Source organism: Polynucleobacter necessarius (assembly GCF_900096755.1).
Classification (GTDB): Bacteria; Pseudomonadota; Gammaproteobacteria; order Burkholderiales; family Burkholderiaceae; genus Polynucleobacter; species Polynucleobacter necessarius_K.
The window spans coordinates 526,308-540,869 of record NZ_LT615227.1 but is presented as its reverse complement, the minus strand read 5'-3'; the positions used below and the strand labels follow the sequence as shown (position 1 = coordinate 540,869).

Genomic DNA, 14,562 nt, shown 5'->3' with positions numbered 1-14,562 from the left:
ATGGCTGGAATCGTAATCGTTGCTCATACACCTGTTGCAAGTGCAATGCTCAGTTTTGCCGAGCACACTTTTGGAGTCCTTCCCGAACGTGTCAGAGCAGTTGACATACCTCCGTATGAAGATACCAAAGTGAGTTTTGATCGTGTATTGAAAGCGGCTTATGGCGTCAACACTGGCAACGGCGTCTTAATTTTGACTGACGTCATGGGTGCAACCCCTGCAAACGTAGCCTCCAAGCTTGAAAGCTTGGGCCCACTATCTGGATTAAATGCCCCTGTGATCGTGTTGGCTGGTTTAAATCTGCCGATGCTGATGCGCTGCATCTCTCACCGTGGCGAAAGCCTCGAAGAGTTGGCGAAAAAAGCGCTAGCAGGTGGACAAAATGGAATTTTGCGTCTTGGCGCAAAAATGAATCAAGAATAAGAGGGGCCAATCGCTCAATGCCAATCGCTGAAATCGAGATCATCAACAAATTGGGTTTGCATGCTCGTGCATCCGCCAAGCTATCCCAATTAGCTGCACAGTTTCCTTGTGAAATATTTCTGTCACGTAATGGTCGTCAAATTAATGCTAAGAGCATTATGGGCGTCATGATGTTGGCCGCAGGTATTGGCAGCACTGTGACCTTAGAGACCGTGGGCGATCAAGCAGATGAAGCAATGACTGCGCTTACTGCATTAATTAACGACCGCTTTGGCGAGGGTGAATAAGCATGACATTTGCGCTGCATGGAATTCCGGTATCAAAAGGCATTGCCATTGGCAAGGCGGTACTGATTTCACGCGCAGCACTAGAAGTAAGTCACTATTTAGTTGAGGCTGGCAAAGAAGAGGCTGAGGCCCAAAAACTTTTAAATGCATTTGATCAGGCGCACCTTGAGTTAGAACAATTACGTCAAGGCTTGCCTAAAGATGCGCCACAAGAGATGGCTGCATTCTTGGATGTGCACGGCATGATCTTGGCCGATCCCGCATTGGCGGAGAAGCCGATTAAGTTGATTCGCACCCAAAGGCTCAATGCCGCCTGGGCGCTCACCACAGAATTAAACGACCTTTTGGAGCAATTTGCCGAGATCGAAGACCCTTACCTAAAAGAGCGCGCTAACGATATTCGCCAGGTCGCTGAGAGGGTAATTAAGGCATTAAATTTCCAAAAGAAAGATGCAATTGATGGAGCAGATTTCTTGCCCTCAAGTGATATTGGTATTGAGTCAATTATCGTGGCGCATGATATTGCCCCGCACGATATGTTACGCTTTAAAGAACGTGCGTTCACCGGGTTTGTAACCGATCTAGGCAGCAAGACATCACATACAGCAATTGTGGCTCGCAGCATGGAAATTCCTGCGGTAGTAGGAGTGCGCCATGCCAGCGAAATGATTCGTCATGGCGATTGGTTGGTCTTGGATGGCGAGCGGGGTGTTGTAGTTGTGGCGCCTGACGAACAGCTGTTGACCGAATACCGTAAATTACAAAGTCAGGCTTTAAAAGAAGCTCGCAAGCTACAGCAATTTAAGCACGCTAAAACTGAAACCGCAGATGGCGTTGATATTGAGTTATTCGCAAACATTGAATTGCCTGAAGATGCGATTCAAGCGGTGAAGCTGGGGGCAGTGGGCGTCGGCCTGTTCCGCTCCGAGTTTTTATTTATGGATCGTAAGCAGGCCTTGCCAGACGAAGAGCAGCAATATCAAGAATACCGTCGGGTTGTTGATTTAATGCACGGCTTGCCTGTGAATATTAGGACGATTGACGTTGGTGCTGATAAGGCGCTGGGAGCCGGCGGAACGGATGTTTCTCAAACAGGTACGTCCCCATTGGGTTTGCGGGCTATTCGTTGGTCTCTCGCTGAGCCAGAAATATTTTTAACTCAACTAAGAGCTATATTGCGCGCTTCTGCCCATGGTCAAGCGCGCATCATGATTCCGATGTTGGCTCATGCAAAAGAGATTGATGAGACGCTTCGATTAATTGAAAAAGCAAAGCAACAGCTGCATCAACGCGGACAATCATTTAACCCCAATATTCAAGTGGGTGCCATGATTGAAATCCCTGCGGCAGCGTTGGTATTACCTTTGTTTATTAATCGCTTTGATTTTCTGTCGATTGGCACAAACGATTTAATTCAGTACACCTTGGCGATTGATCGCGCAGATCATGCTGTTGCGCATTTATATGATCCCTTGCACCCAGCGATCCTGAATTTGTTGGCTAATATTATTGAGCAGGCAAAACGGGCCAATGTGTCTATTGCTGTATGTGGCGAGATGGCAGGCGACCCTGCGCTTACTAGACTTTTATTGGCGCTGGGATTAACTGATTTTTCAATGCACTTTAGTCAACTGCTGCTTGTCAAGCGCGAGATATTAAAAGCAAATGTAGGTTTACTAAAAGTCAGAGTGCCTAGACTCCTGAAGGCATATGAGCCGGAAGCCCAAGCCGCAGCTCTTGAGCGCCTGCTTTCTTAAGGGCTAGTGGGGCGTTCCGCAAACCGAACATTCGGGATTGCGAGAAATTTTAAATTCATCAATTTGCGTGCTGCGCGCATTCCATAAAAGCATGCGTCCGACTAACGGCTCTCCAAAACCAATGATGACTTGAAGCGCCTGAGCTGCTTGCATAGTGCCAATAATTCCAACTAAGGGAGAGAAGACGCCCATGCTTGCGCAATTGACCTCTTCGAATTGCTCTTCTGGTGAAAAGATACAGGCATAGCAAGGCGATGTTGAGTTACGCGGATCAAAGACGCTTACTTGTCCATCAAAGCGCAGGGCAGATCCAGAGACTAGCGGCTTTTGATGTTTTACACAGCAAGCATTAATTAAATGACGTGTTGTGAAGTTATCAGTGCAATCTAAAACAACATCTACGCTTGGTAGTAGCTCATCGAGCAGGGATGCAGTTGCTTTTGCTTGGATAGTTTCAATGTGAATACTGGAATTAAGATGCTGTAGAAATTGTTTCCCAAAATCAACCTTGCTTTTGCCCACAGTACTTTCGGCATGCATGATTTGACGTTGAAGATTTGTCAGCTCTACAAGGGTGATATGCCCAACCCCAGCGGCTGCTAGATAGGGGGCGGCAGCGCTGCCTAGGCCGCCCGCGCCGATCACTAGTATGTGTGAGGCTAGTAACTTTTCTTGACCTACGACATCGATGTCATCAAGCAGTAAATGCCTTGCCTTGAATAGCGAAGTAACTGCTCATCATTCATTTGTAGGCCAAGAATGTTGTTTTGAATTATTCGAGCTTGGATGAAGAGCGCTTTACCGGCTGACCATTAATAAATGCGACTGCTTGTGTCAACATAAAGTCATCTGCACTACCAAGCTCAGGCGGTTTTTTGTTCTTATCTTTCTCTTTTTCTTCAGGAGTTTTCTTGGCATTTTTTTCTTCAATGCGCTGTAACTCCTCAAGACGACGTTGCTCGCGATCCTTAATGAGCTTGTCTTCAGCAGACTGCTTGTTGCGCAGATGCTTCTCGCTATCGATTTCGCGGGCGATCAACACATCGTCTGGATCGCCATCTTTATTTTGATCCACTGGAATATCAGGCTTCACACCGTAGGCCTGAATAGATTTTCCACTTGGCGTGTAGTAGTAGGCGGTTGTGATCTTTAGGGCTGAATCACTAGTTAGGGGGTGTACTGTTTGCACGGAACCTTTACCAAAAGTGGTTTTGCCAATAATCGTCGCGCGTTTGTAGTCTTGCAATGCGCCCGCAACAATTTCGGATGCTGACGCGGAGTAGGCGTTTACCAAAACCACCATTGGTAGCTTTTTAAACATTTCAGGTACGCCAGCCAATGGATCGCCAGGCTCGCTTAAGCGGTACATGGCTGGAGTGGCATTAAAAACTTGTTTGGAGTCTGGGGACTGGCCTTTAGTAGACACAATCACAACATCTGCAGGTAAAAAGGCGGCAGCCACTCCTACGGCACCTTGTAGGAGGCCGCCACCATTATTGCGAAGATCCAAAATAATACCTTTGAGCTTCGGATCTTGATTGGCAATTTCAGTGAGCTTCTTGGCTAAATCTGGAACGGTACGCTCTTGGAAGCTGGTAATCCGAACCCATGCAATATCGTTATCCAGTATTTTGGTTTTAACGGACTGCACTTTAATTTCTGCGCGAGTGATGGTGACGGGGAAGCTGCGCTCTTCACTTTTGCGATAAATCGTTAACGTAATTTTTGTTCCGGACGTTCCGCGCATGGTGCGTACTGCTTTATCAAGTGACATGCCACGAACAGGCTTGTCATCGAGTCGAGTAATTAAGTCGCCAGCTTGTAAGCCTGCACGTGCTGCAGGACTACCCTCAATTGGATTCAGAACTTTTGCTACACCGTCTTCGGAAGTGATTTCAATGCCAAGACCAGCAAACTTACCAGAAGTTTGTTCTTGCATTTCGGAGAAATCTTTTTTGTCTAAGAATGTGGAGTGCGGATCAAGACTGCTTACCATTCCCTTTACGGCATCAGTAAGAAGCTGCTTGTCTTTAATAGGCTCAACATATTCACGTTTGATCTGCGCAAAAACATTTGAGAGTGTGCGAAGCTCATCCAGCGGGAGTTGCGCGCATTGTTGGGCAGTAGCAGAAAGCTGAATAGTTGCCGCAACACCAGCAATGAGGCCAACCGAAATGAGGGCAAAGTTCTTCAGAAATTGGCGCATGTGTTTTGTACTTTATTCCAAGTAAAAATGTTTAATGGGTTTGAGGTTGTCATCCAACTCATATACAAGAGGAACTCCATTAGGAACGTTAACTTCCATAATGGCTTCGTCAGACATTTGATCTAAATGCTTAATCAAAGAGCGAATGCTGTTGCCATGCGCTACTAATAAAACACGCTTGTTAGCTTTAAGTGCTGGCGCAATAGATTCATTCCATAGCGGAAGTACTCGCTCCACATTATCTTTAAGACATTCACCTAGAGGAATATCAGAAGAATTTAATTTTGAGTAGCGACGATCATTTTTTGGGTTGCGTTCATCATCGCCTTCTAAAAGTGGTGGACGCACATCGTAAGACCGGCGCCAGATATGCACTTGTTCATCGCCGTACTTGGCTGCAGTTTCTGCTTTATTCAGACCAGTCAATGCGCCGTAATGACGCTCGTTCAATCTCCAGCTATGAACCACTGGAATCCACATTAGATCCATTGTGTCTTGAACGTGCCAAAGCGTACGAATAGCGCGCCTTAAAACAGAGGTGTACGCGACATCAAACTCATACCCCGCTTTTCGTAGGTTTTCACCTGCGGCAAGCGCTTGTTCTGCGCCCTTAGGGGTTAAGTCAACATCCGCCCAGCCAGTAAAGCGGTTTTCAAGGTTCCAGGCGGATTCGCCATGACGAATAAGGGCAAGTTGTTTCATAGAGCCATTCTATAATCCGGTGATGAACTTTCTCACACAAATTGATAATTTAGCGCTTATCGCCCTCCTATTGGTTTCGGGCGCCGCGCTTTTCCTACCAACATTATCTACGCTTATTGGCGGTAAAGGCTTATCTCCTACAGAAGCCACAATCTGGATTAATCGCCGCAAGGCCTACGTTTTGGATTTGCGCTCAGAAGAGGCGTTCAAGGCGGGACATTTGCCTGGGGCAAAACTGCTTGGCACGGCTGGTTTGGCTGCTGGAATTGAAAAGCTGAAACTAGAGCGCAAGCATCCAGTTGTTTTGGTATGCGAAACAGGGGCGCAATCTCGCAAGTTTGTTGCAGAAACCCAAAAAATGGGTTTTGTTGAGGTTGGCGCTTTAGATGGTGGCGTCCAGGCCTGGAAGGCCGCAGCGCTTCCTCTGGTGAAATAAGGAGTAATGATGCCTCCAGTAACGATGTACAGCACCCAAGTTTGCCCATATTGCGTCATAGCTGAAAAGCTTCTGCTTAAAAAAGGCGCAAGCAATCTTGAAAAGATCTTGATTGATCGAGACCCATCACAGCGCGAAATCATGATGACTCGCACTGGTCGACGCACCGTACCTCAGATTTATATTGGCGAGACCCATGTTGGCGGATATGATGACTTGGTCGCCTTAGATCGAGCAGGAAACCTCGATCCTTTATTGGTTTAATGAATTTACAAAAGAAAGTTAGCAATGACTGAACAATCTTCTGCGCCTCAAGAAGGCACCGACAACGCAAATGCCCCTTCATTTCGAATTCAGCGCATTTATTTGAAAGACTTGTCGCTGGAGCAGCCTAATGCACCCCAAATTTTGTTGGTGACTTCAGAGCCTCAGGTGCAAGTAGAGATCGATATAGCCGTGAGCCCTGTTAGCAACGAGATTTTTGAAGTTGCTCTAAGCTCAACTGTTACAGCAAAAGTCGACGGCGAAGTATTGTTCTTGGTTGAAGCAAAGCAAGCGGGCATTTTCGAATTTAGCAATATTCCGCCAGAGCAGGTAGACCCTATGTTAGGCATTACATGTCCAACTATCTTGTACCCTTACTTGCGCTCTAACATTGCCGATACCATTAGTCGTGCCGGCTTCCAGCCGATTCATTTGAATGAAATTAATTTCCACGGCATGTACGAGCATCGCTTGATGCAGGCCCATCAAGCTGCATCAGCAAAGAATGATGACGCTGCTGATGAGAGCAAAATTATTCTTCCTCACTAAGCTTTTATAGCGAGCGCACAGATCATGAAAGTGACCCTGCTTGGCGCTGGTGCATGGGGAACGGCGATGGCGGTGCAAGCCGCCCGCCATCTTCAGGGTGAAGTCTGCTTATGGTCTCGTAGCGCAGATCAATTAACTGAAATTCAGCAGAGTGGTGAGAACTGCTCTTGCTTGCTTGGTATTAAGCTTCCTCAAAACTTGCTATTTGAGAATGACTTTACAAGGGCAATCAAAAAACTTTCTAGCACTGATTTATTAGTCATTGCGACACCGATGTCTGGTCTGTCTGAAACGATTGCTCAGGTTTTAAAGATTGCTGATCATCCTTTAAATATTATTTGGTTGTGCAAAGGTTTGGAGCCGAAGACTGCATTGTTGCCCCATCAAGTTGTGGAGCGCGAAGATGCATTACATAGTCATGGCCTATTCCATTCTTATGGCGCTTTATCTGGGCCGAGTTTTGCGCGTGAAGTAGGGGCGGGAATGCCTTGCGCATTAACGGTTGCAAGCAAATCGCCGAAGTTGTGCGAGACAGTTCAAGCCGCTTTTCATCATGGCAATATGCGCGTTTACTCCAGTGATGATTTGATTGGTGTGGAGTTGGGTGGGGCTATTAAGAACGTGTTAGCAATCGCCGCCGGCATCGGCGACGGCTTAGATCTTGGTTTAAATGCGCGTGCAGCAGTGTTAACGCGTGGCCTTGCAGAGATGATGCGGATTGTGAAGGCTGCAGGCGGTAGGCCAGAGACTTGCATGGGCCTTACTGGTGTTGGCGACCTCATTCTGACTGCTACTGGTGATTTGTCTCGCAATCGTCGTGTTGGTCTTGAGCTTGCAGCAGGAAAATCTTTGAGCGAGATATTGGCTGGATTAGGGCATGTAGCTGAAGGTGTGCTCTGTGCTGCAGCTGTTGGTGATTTGGCAAAACGTTTAAATGTTGATATGCCAATTACTGCGATGATGGGAGAAGTGCTCTCCGGAAAACTCACCACATCAGAAGCCGTTAAAAAATTAATGGGCCGCGATCCTAAAATCGAAGCCTAAGGTAATGTACTTTACTTACCTCCAGTCAAACCATTCTGGCGCCAAGCTTCATAAACTACGATAGCTACTGTATTCGATAGATTCAAACTTCGACTGCTATCTTGCATGGCTAGGCGCATTTGATTTTCAGTAGGTATTGAGCTTCTCACTTCATCAGTAATGCCTTTGGTTTCAGAACCAAAAACAAAGTAATCATTTGGAGAATATTTCCCCTCATGAAAGCTGCCACTACCTTTCGTGGTGAGCGCAATCAAATGCTGTGGATCTGGGCCCTCACCTTTTAAGAACTGCGACCAATTTGAATGAACTTTGACTTTGGCGAACTCGTGATAATCCAAGCCTGCCCGGCGTAGCTTTGCATCTTCCATGGGGAAGCCAAGCGGCTCAATCAGGTGTAATTTTGCGCCAGTGTTTGCACACAAGCGAATAATGTTGCCTGTATTAGGTGGAATTTCTGGTTCAAATAAAACAATGTTAAACATTTCTTTTTGCTTTTTAAGTGGGTCTTGAGGTTCTCAGCAAAACCCAGTTGATAACACGTGATACGCCATTGTCCTTCAGAATGCTTGCAATCTCATTGAGGGTTGCTCCGCTAGTCATGACATCATCAAACACGACGACAATTTTCCCTGCTAGTAAATCAATATGTATGGGCTCAATATAAAACATCCCCCGTATAGAAGTTTGTCTGTTGACAAGGGGGTTGCCTGCTTGATTCTCTGAGTAATGATGGCGCTTCAGAATGTAGGGTGATTGTTGAATGTGGGGCGCGCAGTCAATGCGCCTGGCTAGTTCCCAGCTTTGATTAAATCCCCTGACCCCCAATTTTTGAATACTAAGCGGAACGGGCAACAAGTAATCAGCAGACATATTCATTGTTTGACTGGCGATAACTTGATTCCACGCTCTAGAAAGCCCATCAGCAAATGCAATCCGTTTTTGATATTTCAGTTGGTGTAATCCTTCTTGCAAAATGCCATCGTATCGATCAAGGCAGAGTATGTGATCAAAAGATGGTGGATGGTTGATGCATTGAGTGCAGAGTTTTCTTGGAATTTCAGATTCACGTAATGCAATGCCACATTGCGTGCAGCATTCGTAATTTAATAAACCATCTGTCTGCAAGAAGGAGAGGCATTTATTGCAAAGGGATAACTTTTGAAAGTGTCCACAGATAATGCAGGCCGTTGGTAAAACTTGATAGCTAAGGGATTGAAAAATCTTCTCTAGAAATCGCATGGGGCGCTGAGTATACTGAGCCAATGACCCAGCCAATCAGATGGCTACAAGATGAAATTGCAGAACGCATGCTGCAAAAATTGGATATCGTCAAACTCGATATGAAGGATGTCTTAATCGTTCCCGACTTCCCCGGGAAGCATTTGGCAGTATTCGCAAGCCGTTACCCACGAGCAACTATTCATAGCCTTGCTGAGGAAGGTATTTCAGAATTTGCCCTCTGGCGCTCTAAGGCCTCGTCGAATTGGCGTAGTTTATTTCGCTTCAATGCAGCCCCATTTGCGCATTACCAATCCACTGGCAAATTTGATCTTCCTGACAATTCTGTTGATTTGGTCTTTAGTGATCTCCTAATTCAGGATCTTTCCGATCCAAAGCATTTTCTGCAGGAATGTTGGCGAGTCTTAAGGGAGGGGGGATTGATTGCTTTTAGTTATTATGGGCCCGATTCCGCTAAAGAGTTGCGAGCCCTTGAGCCATCCGACTTGCAGCTGAAGAATTTATTAAGCCCCTGGGATATGCACGATATGGGCGACGCACTGCTTGGAGAGCGTTTTTCTGATCCCGTGATGGATATGGAGTACCTCACCCTGGACTATGAAAAGCCAGCATTGTTGATTGCCGACATAGAGGCGCTAAAACTATCAAATTCTTCTGCATTGGAGATCTCTAAAACAGACGTTTTGCCGCAAAAACTGACTTTAGAGGTGGTTTATGGGCATGCCTGGGTCATAGGAAAGCATCTTGCTAAGGCTAAGGACAACGTTGCCTATATTGATCTAAATCAAATTGGACGCAAGACTAGGTCAAATTCTGCTTAAGTGTAAGTGCTTACTATCATTTAAACCTTGGCCAAGATTGGATCAAGCTGGGTTAACCCTGTTTGTTGTTGCGCCTAATTAACCCTATAATCACGGCAGGATGTATTGGCTTGAGACCGTTTTTTGGGCATTTTGTGGCATTTTTGCTGCTTTGCTCACGACAATAAACAGAGAATAAGATGAATTTATTTGGAAAATTCACTAGGGCTTCGCTCTATTTCGCAGTAGCTTTTGGCACTGCTTTTGCTCATGCAGCAGAGAACATGCCTGGTGGCCCAGCTGTTAATCAGCTGAATTTTGCGCCTCCTGCCACCAAAATCATGCAAGAGATTCATTGGTTGCATTGGATGATGTTGGTAATTTGCGCATTGATTTTTGTGGGCGTTTTTGGAGTGATGTTTTATTCCATCCTCAAGCACCGTAAATCACTCGGTCATAAATCTGCTTCTTTCCATGAGAGCACCACTGTAGAAATTATTTGGACAGTGATTCCGTTGCTCATCGTTATCGGTATGGCATTGCCTGCAACTAAAACTGTTGTGGCGATGAAAGACACCACCAACTCTGACATCACTATTAAGACAACTGGTTACCAGTGGAAGTGGGGTTACGACTACATCAAAGGTGAAGGCGAAGGCATTAGCTTTTTATCTACCTTGTCAACTTCACGTGAAGCAATCAATAACTTGGCTCCAAAATCAAACACCTACTTGATGGAAGTAGACAATGAAATGGTTGTGCCAGTAAGTAAAAAAATTCGCTTGATCACAACTGCTAACGACGTGATTCACGCTTGGACTATTCCAGCGTTTGGCGTTAAGCAAGATGCGATCCCAGGCTTCGTTCGTGACACTTGGTTTAGAGCTGACAAGATTGGTACATTCCGCGGTCAGTGTTCTGAGCTCTGCGGTGCAGAGCATGCCTTTATGCCGATCGTTGTGAGAGTTGTCTCACAAGAGGACTACACCAAGTGGGTAGAAGAGAAGAAAAAAGAGATGGGTGCTGGCGGTGATGATCCATCTAAGGTTTACACATTAGATGAGCAAAAAGAACGCGGCGCAAAAGTATATGCAGCGAACTGTGCAGCTTGTCACCAACCTAACGGTAAAGGTGCGGGCGCATTCCCAGCATTGGACGGCAGCAAAGTTGTTAACGGTCCTATAAGGCTGGTCAATTCAACATCCTTATCAATGGTAAGGGCGCGATGCCGAAGTGGGCTGGTGTGATTTCTGATGGCGATATCGCTGCAGTAATGACCTACTACACACGTAACGCATGGGGTAATAAGACGGGTGAAGTGATTCAGACCCAAGAAATTATTACTGCGCGCGGCGGCAAGTAATTCGATTAACAAGTACAGATAAAACGAAACCGGAGTAATCCATGAGCACAGTCTCTACTACCCACAATCACGCGCATGATGATCACACGCCACACGGCTGGCGTCGTTGGCTGTTCGCAACCAACCACAAAGACATCGGCACGATGTATTTGATCTTCTCATTTGTTAGCTTGTTAGCTGGCGGTGTGATGGCATTGGGAATTCGTTTGGAATTATTCCAACCTGGTTTGCAGTTCTTGCGCCCAGAGTTCTTCAATCAGCTCACAACCATGCACGGTTTGGTGATGGTGTTCGGCGCGATCATGCCAGCCTTCGTTGGTTTTGCTAACTGGATGGTGCCTTTGCAAATCGGCGCATCTGACATGGCATTTGCTCGTATGAATAACTTTAGCTTCTGGATTCTTCCAGTAGCAGCAACATTGTTATTGAGCTCATTCCTCGTTCCTGGCGGCGCTCCATCGGGCGGCTGGACTATCTATGCTCCATTGACTTCACAAATGGGCCCTGGCATGGACATGGCAATTTTTGCTCTCCACTTGTTAGGCGCTTCTTCCATCATGGGTTCGATCAACATCATCGTGACCATTTTGAATATGCGCGCTCCTGGCATGACATTGATGAAGATGCCAATGTTCTGCTGGACTTGGTTGATCACTGCTTACTTGTTGATTGCTGTGATGCCTGTATTGGCTGGCGCGATCACCATGGCTCTGACTGACCGTCATTTCGGTACTTCATTCTTCTCTGCTGTTGGCGGTGGCGACCCAATCATGTTCCAGCATATTTTCTGGTTCTTTGGTCACCCAGAGGTTTACATCATGATTCTTCCTGCATTCGGAATCATCAGTGAAATCGTTCCAGCGTTCTCTAGAAAAACATTATTTGGTTACAGCTCAATGGTTTATGCAACCGCATCTATTGCGATCTTGTCATTTATCGTTTGGGCTCACCACATGTTTGCAACCGGTATGCCGGTAACAGGTCAGTTGTTCTTCATGTACGCAACAATGTTGATCGCTGTTCCAACCGGCGTGAAGATTTTTAACTGGGTTGCAACAATGTGGAAAGGTTCAATGACCTTTGAGACTCCAATGTTGTGGGCAATCGGCTTCATCTTCGTTTTCACAATGGGTGGCTTTACTGGTTTGATCTTGGCGATGGCGCCAATTGATATTGGTGTTCAAGATACTTACTACGTTGTGGCTCACTTCCACTATGTATTGGTAGCAGGTTCATTGTTCGCAATGTTTGCTAGCTTCTACTACTGGTGTCCTAAGTGGACTGGCTATATGGCTAGTGAAACTCGCGGCAAGATCCATTTCTGGGCTTCCATGGTTTTCTTTAACATCACCTTCTTCCCAATGCACTTCTTGGGCTTAGCAGGTATGCCACGTCGCTATGCTGACTATCCAACTCAGTTTGCTGACTTCAATGCGGTTGCTTCGATTGGTGCTTTAGGCTTTGGTTTGGCACAGGTTTATTTCTTGCTCTTCGTGGTAATGCCAGCTTATAGCGGCAAAGGTGAGAAAGCCCCAATGAAGCCATGGGATGGCGCTAAAGGTTTGGAGTGGACAATTCCATCACCAGCACCGCACCACACTTTTGAAACTCCGCCTAATGCAGAGCAAATGCGTGAAGCCGGAATTTAATTCTTCAGAGAAGCAAGCCCTTGCTGCGAATAATCGCAGGGTGGGCTTCATTCTTTTGAGTGTTGTAGTAACTTTTTTTATTGGTATTGTGATTAAGCGGAGTATGTTGGGTTAATCCCCTCGATGACGATGGTTTCAACTCAATCACTGAATCGCCAGATTTTATTAAAACTGCTAATTGCAGCAGTAATGATGTTTGGTTTTGGTTACGCGTTGGTTCCGATGTACAAGGCCTTGTGTGAGGTCACCGGAATTAACGTAGTGACAAGCAAGAATGATTATGGTGTCAGAGCCTTTAGCCCGAATAAGGTTGGCAATACACAGGTTAACTATGCTCGCACGGTAACCATTGAGTTTGACTCAAACAGTCGCGGCCCGTTTACGTTTAAGCCAGTAAAGAATTTTTTAGAAGTGCATCCCGGTGAAATGACCGAGATTGTTTATGAAGTAACAAACAATCAAAATCGTCCGGTACGCGCTCAAGCAATACCGAGTTATGCGCCTAAAAGTGCAACAGAGTTTTTTACGAAATTAGAGTGCTTTTGCTTTCAGGAGCAAACGCTAGCAGCAAACGAAATAAAAAAGATGCCGGTAGTCTTTGTGATCGATGCAGGTTTACCGGATGATGTAAAAACAATTACTTTGTCATATACCTTCTTTGAATTGGGCTTAGGCGGTACTCCTCCAGCCCCAAAAACAAGGATGGCTTCATGAAAAAGAAAAGTAGTTTTATGCAATCTATGAAAGCCGTTTTGTGGGGCTTTTTGGGTGTGCGTAAGAAGTCAGGTTTGCAGGAAGATGTTGCTGCTTCATTAAGTTTTGTGCACATTATCATTGCAGGTGTAATTGGCGCCTTGATTTTTATGGGCGTTCTCCTGTTGATCGTGAAAGCAGTTGTGTCCCATTGATTATTTTTTGATTGAATAGAGAGAATAAGATGTCATCCAATTCAACCCCATACTATTTCGTCCCTGGACTATCTAAACATCCAGCCATGGCGGCACTAGGTTTGATCGCCTTTGGATTCGGTATATCTGGATGGGTTAACCACGCTTCTTGGGGCGGCCCATTAACCCTTACCGGTGTGGCCTGGGTTATCTTTATTCTTTACAACTGGTTCGGCGACACCATTGCAGAATCAAATGCCGGCAAGAATGGCGTTAACGTTGACATCTCTTATCGCTGGTCAATGGCATGGTTCATCTTCTCAGAAATTATGTTCTTTGGCGCGTTCTTCGCAGCCCTGTTCTATGCGCGCAATATTGCAATACCTTGGATGGGTGATGTAGAAAACAAATTGCTTTGGCCTAATTTCCAAGCTGTTTGGCCAAATGATGGTCCTGCTGGATTGGTTGAGAAATTCACCACGATGGGTCCATGGCCAATTCCAACAATCAACACATTGTTGCTCTTGAGCTCAGGCGTGACGATTACTATCGCGCACCATGCGTTAGTAGAAAACCACATGAAAAAAGCCATCATTGGCTTAGCAGCAACTGTAGGCTTGGGCGTAGTTTTCTTGGGCTTCCAGGTTTATGAGTACTACCATGCATACCATGCGTTGAACTTGAAATTGACTTCAGGTATCTATGGTTCAACTTTCTTCATGTTGACTGGCTTCCACGGCTTCCACGTGTTCCTTGGCGGCACTATGTTGGTGATTGTGTTGCGTCGCATGATTCGTGGCGACTTCACATCTAAGCATCACTTTGCATTTGAAGGTGCGGCTTGGTACTGGCACTTTGTTGACGTAGTCTGGCTGGGTCTCTACATCGCTGTTTATTGGATGTAATGAAATAAAAAATCGGGGCTTAAAGTAAAGCCCCGATTTGTTTTTAAGTGC

General features: G+C 45.9%; 18 protein-coding genes and 1 pseudogene. 14 read left to right on the top strand and 5 right to left on the bottom strand.

Going from position 1 to position 14,562, the window contains the following annotated elements:
• Genes DXE27_RS02765 through ptsP form a run of 3 tightly spaced genes read left to right on the top strand, consistent with a single transcriptional unit; the run spans position 1 to position 2,467 of the window.
• The gene (locus tag DXE27_RS02765) at positions 1-423 is read left to right on the top strand and encodes a PTS sugar transporter subunit IIA (RefSeq protein WP_128112816.1); all 423 of its coding nucleotides are present in this window, start codon (positions 1-3) and stop codon (positions 421-423) included.
• Between the two features lie 17 nt (positions 424-440).
• Positions 441-710, top strand: a complete 270-nt coding sequence (locus tag DXE27_RS02760) for an HPr family phosphocarrier protein (protein WP_128112815.1) — start codon at positions 441-443, stop codon at positions 708-710.
• Between the two features lie 2 nt (positions 711-712).
• Complete coding sequence (gene ptsP / locus DXE27_RS02755) at positions 713-2,467, top strand: phosphoenolpyruvate--protein phosphotransferase (RefSeq protein WP_128112814.1); 1,755 nt, start codon at positions 713-715, stop codon at positions 2,465-2,467.
• 3 nt (positions 2,468-2,470) lie between these two features.
• On the opposite strand, the gene DXE27_RS02750 is transcribed toward ptsP, so the two are convergent.
• The 3 genes from DXE27_RS02750 to gpmA form a co-directional block, all read right to left on the bottom strand.
• Positions 2,471-3,157 (bottom strand): HesA/MoeB/ThiF family protein, encoded by a 687-nt coding sequence (locus tag DXE27_RS02750; RefSeq protein ID WP_331852072.1) that lies wholly within the window; start codon positions 3,155-3,157, stop codon positions 2,471-2,473.
• An 82-nt stretch (positions 3,158-3,239) separates the two neighbouring features.
• Complete coding sequence (locus tag DXE27_RS02745; protein WP_128112813.1) at positions 3,240-4,673, bottom strand: S41 family peptidase; 1,434 nt, start codon at positions 4,671-4,673, stop codon at positions 3,240-3,242.
• A 12-nt stretch (positions 4,674-4,685) separates the two neighbouring features.
• On the bottom strand, positions 4,686-5,375 hold the full coding sequence (gene gpmA, locus DXE27_RS02740; protein WP_128112812.1) for a 2,3-diphosphoglycerate-dependent phosphoglycerate mutase: 690 nt from the start codon (positions 5,373-5,375) through the stop codon (positions 4,686-4,688).
• Between the two features lie 22 nt (positions 5,376-5,397).
• Between gpmA and DXE27_RS02735 the strand changes: the two genes are divergently transcribed.
• The 4 genes from DXE27_RS02735 to DXE27_RS02720 are packed head-to-tail and all read left to right on the top strand — an operon-like array spanning position 5,398 to position 7,668.
• Positions 5,398-5,811 carry a rhodanese-like domain-containing protein gene (locus tag DXE27_RS02735; protein ID WP_128112811.1) on the top strand — a complete coding sequence of 138 codons (414 nt, stop codon included), beginning with the start codon at positions 5,398-5,400 and terminating at the stop codon, positions 5,809-5,811.
• A gap of 9 nt (positions 5,812-5,820) precedes the next feature.
• Entirely contained in the window at positions 5,821-6,075 is a 255-nt protein-coding gene (grxC, locus tag DXE27_RS02730) for a glutaredoxin 3 (RefSeq protein ID WP_128113686.1), read from the top strand.
• Between the two features lie 24 nt (positions 6,076-6,099).
• Complete coding sequence (secB, locus tag DXE27_RS02725) at positions 6,100-6,624, top strand: protein-export chaperone SecB (protein ID WP_128112810.1); 525 nt, start codon at positions 6,100-6,102, stop codon at positions 6,622-6,624.
• A gap of 24 nt (positions 6,625-6,648) precedes the next feature.
• Complete coding sequence (locus tag DXE27_RS02720; RefSeq protein WP_128112809.1) at positions 6,649-7,668, top strand: NAD(P)H-dependent glycerol-3-phosphate dehydrogenase; 1,020 nt, start codon at positions 6,649-6,651, stop codon at positions 7,666-7,668.
• A gap of 11 nt (positions 7,669-7,679) precedes the next feature.
• Here the strand turns inward: DXE27_RS02720 and trmL are convergent, their stop codons facing one another.
• Both trmL and DXE27_RS09565 read right to left on the bottom strand, forming a co-directional pair.
• Entirely contained in the window at positions 7,680-8,150 is a 471-nt protein-coding gene (gene trmL, locus DXE27_RS02715; RefSeq protein WP_128112808.1) for a tRNA (uridine(34)/cytosine(34)/5-carboxymethylaminomethyluridine(34)-2'-O)-methyltransferase TrmL, read from the bottom strand.
• 13 nt (positions 8,151-8,163) lie between these two features.
• On the bottom strand, positions 8,164-8,640 hold the full coding sequence (locus DXE27_RS09565; protein ID WP_231969623.1) for a ComF family protein: 477 nt from the start codon (positions 8,638-8,640) through the stop codon (positions 8,164-8,166).
• 290 nt (positions 8,641-8,930) lie between these two features.
• Here DXE27_RS09565 and DXE27_RS02705 point away from each other — a divergent pair, with 290 nt between their 5' ends.
• The 7 genes and pseudogenes from DXE27_RS02705 to DXE27_RS02680 all read left to right on the top strand — a co-directional run bounded on the left by DXE27_RS02705 (position 8,931) and on the right by DXE27_RS02680 (position 14,511).
• The gene (locus tag DXE27_RS02705; protein WP_231969622.1) at positions 8,931-9,728 is read left to right on the top strand and encodes a methyltransferase domain-containing protein; all 798 of its coding nucleotides are present in this window, start codon (positions 8,931-8,933) and stop codon (positions 9,726-9,728) included.
• Between the two features lie 179 nt (positions 9,729-9,907).
• A pseudogene (gene coxB / locus DXE27_RS02700) lies at positions 9,908-11,070 on the top strand (cytochrome c oxidase subunit II).
• A gap of 41 nt (positions 11,071-11,111) precedes the next feature.
• Positions 11,112-12,719 carry a cytochrome c oxidase subunit I gene (gene ctaD, locus DXE27_RS02695; protein ID WP_128112807.1) on the top strand — a complete coding sequence of 536 codons (1,608 nt, stop codon included), beginning with the start codon at positions 11,112-11,114 and terminating at the stop codon, positions 12,717-12,719.
• On the top strand, positions 12,619-12,834 hold the full coding sequence (locus tag DXE27_RS10380; protein WP_415064438.1) for a cytochrome oxidase small assembly protein: 216 nt from the start codon (positions 12,619-12,621) through the stop codon (positions 12,832-12,834). The genes ctaD and DXE27_RS10380 overlap by 101 nt, the downstream gene beginning before the upstream one ends.
• A gap of 14 nt (positions 12,835-12,848) precedes the next feature.
• The gene (locus tag DXE27_RS02690) at positions 12,849-13,433 is read left to right on the top strand and encodes a cytochrome c oxidase assembly protein (protein ID WP_128113683.1); all 585 of its coding nucleotides are present in this window, start codon (positions 12,849-12,851) and stop codon (positions 13,431-13,433) included.
• Complete coding sequence (locus tag DXE27_RS02685; RefSeq protein WP_128112806.1) at positions 13,430-13,627, top strand: DUF2970 domain-containing protein; 198 nt, start codon at positions 13,430-13,432, stop codon at positions 13,625-13,627. The genes DXE27_RS02690 and DXE27_RS02685 overlap by 4 nt, the downstream gene beginning before the upstream one ends.
• 29 nt (positions 13,628-13,656) lie before the next feature.
• The gene (locus DXE27_RS02680) at positions 13,657-14,511 is read left to right on the top strand and encodes a cytochrome c oxidase subunit 3 (RefSeq protein WP_128112805.1); all 855 of its coding nucleotides are present in this window, start codon (positions 13,657-13,659) and stop codon (positions 14,509-14,511) included.
• Positions 14,512-14,562 lie beyond the last annotated feature (51 nt).

Excerpts from the sequence above, each read along its gene's own strand:
- DXE27_RS02685 (WP_128112806.1), top strand. The coding sequence starts at position 13,430 with ATGAAAAAGAAAAGTAGTTTTATGCAATCTATGAAAGCCGTTTTGTGG.
- gpmA (WP_128112812.1), bottom strand. The coding sequence starts at position 5,375 with ATGAAACAACTTGCCCTTATTCGTCATGGCGAATCCGCCTGGAACCTT.
- DXE27_RS02705 (WP_231969622.1), top strand. The coding sequence starts at position 8,931 with ATGACCCAGCCAATCAGATGGCTACAAGATGAAATTGCAGAACGCATG.
- DXE27_RS10380 (WP_415064438.1), top strand. The coding sequence starts at position 12,619 with ATGGCGCTAAAGGTTTGGAGTGGACAATTCCATCACCAGCACCGCACC.
- DXE27_RS02765 (WP_128112816.1), top strand. The coding sequence starts at position 1 with ATGGCTGGAATCGTAATCGTTGCTCATACACCTGTTGCAAGTGCAATG.
- grxC (WP_128113686.1), top strand. The coding sequence starts at position 5,821 with ATGCCTCCAGTAACGATGTACAGCACCCAAGTTTGCCCATATTGCGTC.
- DXE27_RS02690 (WP_128113683.1), top strand. The coding sequence starts at position 12,849 with ATGGTTTCAACTCAATCACTGAATCGCCAGATTTTATTAAAACTGCTA.
- DXE27_RS02680 (WP_128112805.1), top strand. The coding sequence starts at position 13,657 with ATGTCATCCAATTCAACCCCATACTATTTCGTCCCTGGACTATCTAAA.
- secB (WP_128112810.1), top strand. The coding sequence starts at position 6,100 with ATGACTGAACAATCTTCTGCGCCTCAAGAAGGCACCGACAACGCAAAT.
- trmL (WP_128112808.1), bottom strand. The coding sequence starts at position 8,150 with ATGTTTAACATTGTTTTATTTGAACCAGAAATTCCACCTAATACAGGC.
- ctaD (WP_128112807.1), top strand. The coding sequence starts at position 11,112 with ATGAGCACAGTCTCTACTACCCACAATCACGCGCATGATGATCACACG.
- DXE27_RS02760 (WP_128112815.1), top strand. The coding sequence starts at position 441 with ATGCCAATCGCTGAAATCGAGATCATCAACAAATTGGGTTTGCATGCT.
- DXE27_RS02735 (WP_128112811.1), top strand. The coding sequence starts at position 5,398 with ATGAACTTTCTCACACAAATTGATAATTTAGCGCTTATCGCCCTCCTA.
- DXE27_RS02720 (WP_128112809.1), top strand. The coding sequence starts at position 6,649 with ATGAAAGTGACCCTGCTTGGCGCTGGTGCATGGGGAACGGCGATGGCG.
- DXE27_RS02745 (WP_128112813.1), bottom strand. The coding sequence starts at position 4,673 with ATGCGCCAATTTCTGAAGAACTTTGCCCTCATTTCGGTTGGCCTCATT.
- ptsP (WP_128112814.1), top strand. The coding sequence starts at position 713 with ATGACATTTGCGCTGCATGGAATTCCGGTATCAAAAGGCATTGCCATT.